The following is a 2,827-nucleotide window of genomic DNA, read 5'->3' as shown; positions in this document are numbered from 1 at the left end:
GGCAGGACAGAGGGGGGTACCACACCCACTGAGCCAACGTCTTCCGCCTCAGCATCAGACTCCGCCTCAGCCTCCAGCAAGGACAACGGCACCAACCCGACATCATCGGTCGAAAGCGCGGTCGGCAAATCCTCGGAAACCTCGTCCTCGGCAACCCCCCCGCCATCGGCGGAAGGCCCACCCGCGGTCTCCATCTCCTCCGGCAATACCGGATCGGCCGCAACAGGCAAGTCGTCCACCGGCGCACTTGGCACCGGCGCCGTCACCTCAGCAGCAACCGGCTCGACCGCAACCTCGGGGGCCTTGGTCTCGACGGTACCCGGCGCCTGCTCTTCCGCCGTCTTGTCGGGGCCGAAGGTGAAGACCTTTTTGATGAAGCTGAACGCCATGAGAATTCCGTCAGGTCAGGCCGCGGAGGCGGCCGTCAGTTGCATGTCGAGGTGCTTGCCGTTGTGGCCGACGATGTCGACCTCGACCAGCGCGCGGGGGCTTAAGCCCGGCGCTGCGACAAGCGTGAAGTTTTCCGTATGCGCCAGTCCGTTGTTTTCCACCAGCAGCCATTGCCGCGTGCCGACCATGCGATCGAGATGGGACTGATGCAGCATATGTCCAGTGGCGCGCAACCGTGCGGCCCGCTCCTTGACGAGCGCCCGGTCAAGCTGCGGCATGCGTGCCGCCGGCGTTCCCGGTCGCGGGCTGTAGGGGAAGACGTGGAGATGCGCGATCCGCGCTTCCTCGGCGAGCCTCACGGCATTGCCGAACATCTCTTCCGTCTCGGTCGGAAACCCGGCGATCATGTCGGCGCCGATCGAGATCTCCGGCCGCAGCCGTCTGACCTCGTTGACGAAATGAAGCGCATCGGCGCCGGATTGCCGGCGCTTCATCCGCTTCAGGATCATGTCGTCGCCATGCTGCAGCGACAGATGCAGATGCGGCATGAAGCGCGCTTCGTTGGCGATGAGATCGAGGAGATGCCGGTCCGCCTCGATGCTGTCGATCGACGACAGCCTGAGCCGCCTTATGTCCGGCACCTGCTTCAGCAGCGTCTTCGCCAGCAAGCCGAGCGTCGGCTCGCCCGGCAGGTCGGCGCCGTAGCTGGTGGCGTCGACGCCCGTCAGCACGATCTCGCGGTAGCCGCTTTCGGCGAGCTTGCGCGCCTGATCGACCACCGAACCCATCGGCACCGAGCGCGAATTGCCGCGGCCGTACGGGATGATGCAGAAGGTGCAGCGGTGGTCGCAGCCGTTCTGCACCTGGATGAAGGCGCGCACATGGCCGTCGATATGCTTGACCATCTGCGGCGCGGTCGCCTTGACGCTCATGATGTCGTTGACGCGCAGCTTCTCGTCGGCCGAGACGCCGAAATCCGGAAGCGCACGATAATTGGCGCTCGCAAGCTTCTCTTCGTTGCCGAGCACCGCGTCGACCTCGGCCATCTCGGCGAAGGTGTGTTTCTCGGTCTGCGCGGCACAGCCGGTGACGATGATGCGGGCTTCAGGATTGTCGCGACGCGCCCGGCGGATCGCCTGGCGCGCCTGGCGCACGGCCTCGCCCGTCACGGCGCAGGTATTGACGAGAATGGCGTTGTTCAAGCCCGCCTTTTCGGCCTCGGCTCGCATCACTTCGGATTCGTAGGTATTCAGACGACAGCCGAAGGTGATGACCTCGACCCCGCTCACTTGGCTTCCGCCCCCGGAGCCTCGACCGTCTCATCGCGCTGCCACGCGCCGGTCACGGGATCGACGGTGCCGGACCATTCCCATTCGGCGGGACCGGTCATGACGACATGGTCATCCTCACGCCATTCGATGGTGAGCGGCTGCCGGCTTGGCGCGGTGGCGACGTCGATCGTGACCTTGCGGCCGGTACGCCCGGTGCGCGCGGCCGACACGCCGGCAGCGCAGGCAGCCGACCCGCAGGCAAGCGTCAGGCCGGCGCCGCGCTCCCAGGTGCGGGTGCGCAGGCTTGCGTCGGACGTCACCTGCGCCAGCGTGATGTTGGCTTTCTCGGGAAACATCGGGTGATTTTCGAGCAGCGGTCCGAAGCGCTCCAGATCGAAGCTCATCGGATCCCTGTCGACCCAGAAAATCGCATGCGGATTGCCGATCGACATGGCCGATGGCGAATGCAGCACCGGATTGTCGATCGGGCCGATCTGCAGCTCGATGCGGCTGGTATCGAAGAACTCTTCCGCCAGTGGGATCTTGTCCCACTGGAACACCGGTCGGCCCATGTCGACCGAGATCGTTCCATCCTCGTGCTCGGCGGCGTTCAGGATGCCGGCGACGGTCTGGAAGGTGAAGACCTTTTGGCCCGTCTCGGCCGAAAGCGCCTGCACCACGCAACGCGTGCCGTTGCCGCAGGCCTGCGCCTTGGTGCCGTCGCAGTTGAGGATATCGATCCAGGCATCGGTACCCTCGGCCTTCGGATCATGGATCGCCATGATCTGGTCGAACTGGGTCTCCGCGTCGGCATTGAGCGCGATCGCAGCTTCGGGCGTCACCTTGTCCTTGCGCCCGCGCATATCGACAACCAGGATCTTGTTGCCAAGCCCGTTCATCCTCGCGAATTCGACCGTTGCGCTCATTGTCTCATGTCCATGTGTGTTTGGGCTGTATATGGCGGAAATGCGCGGGAATTACCAGTGGCGGCGTGATCGGCCCATCCGCTCGCTCCATCACCGTGGCGACGGGGAAAATTTCGCACCACGACCAAGAAACATCGCGCCATTATCAGCATGATAGCCGAATTCGGCGCACGCCGTTATCCCCGTCATCCGCAATCGCCACACACTGATGACGTCATCGGACAGGGAGCCGGGTTCGCG

2 protein-coding genes and 1 pseudogene are annotated in these 2,827 nt (G+C 64.6%); all 3 read right to left on the bottom strand.

Going from position 1 to position 2,827, the window contains the following annotated elements; genetic code table 11:
• Positions 1 to 389 (bottom strand): annotated as a pseudogene (locus tag B3605_RS17225) (signal recognition particle-docking protein FtsY); the annotation flags it as partial.
• A 15-nt stretch (positions 390 to 404) separates the two neighbouring features.
• Positions 405 to 1,679, bottom strand: a complete 1,275-nt coding sequence (gene mtaB / locus B3605_RS17220) for a tRNA (N(6)-L-threonylcarbamoyladenosine(37)-C(2))-methylthiotransferase MtaB (RefSeq protein WP_296435210.1) — start codon at positions 1,677 to 1,679, stop codon at positions 405 to 407.
• The gene (gene dapF / locus B3605_RS17215; protein ID WP_112941055.1) at positions 1,676 to 2,587 is read right to left on the bottom strand and encodes a diaminopimelate epimerase; all 912 of its coding nucleotides are present in this window, start codon (positions 2,585 to 2,587) and stop codon (positions 1,676 to 1,678) included. Before dapF ends, mtaB begins: the two co-directional genes overlap by 4 nt.
• Positions 2,588 to 2,827: the final 240 nt, after the last annotated feature.

Source organism: Rhizobium sp. UBA1881, from assembly GCF_002338015.1.
Taxonomy (GTDB): Bacteria; Pseudomonadota; Alphaproteobacteria; order Rhizobiales; family Rhizobiaceae; genus Rhizobium.
The sequence above is the reverse complement of the archived record's forward strand: the minus strand, read 5'-3'. Positions and strand labels throughout refer to the sequence as shown.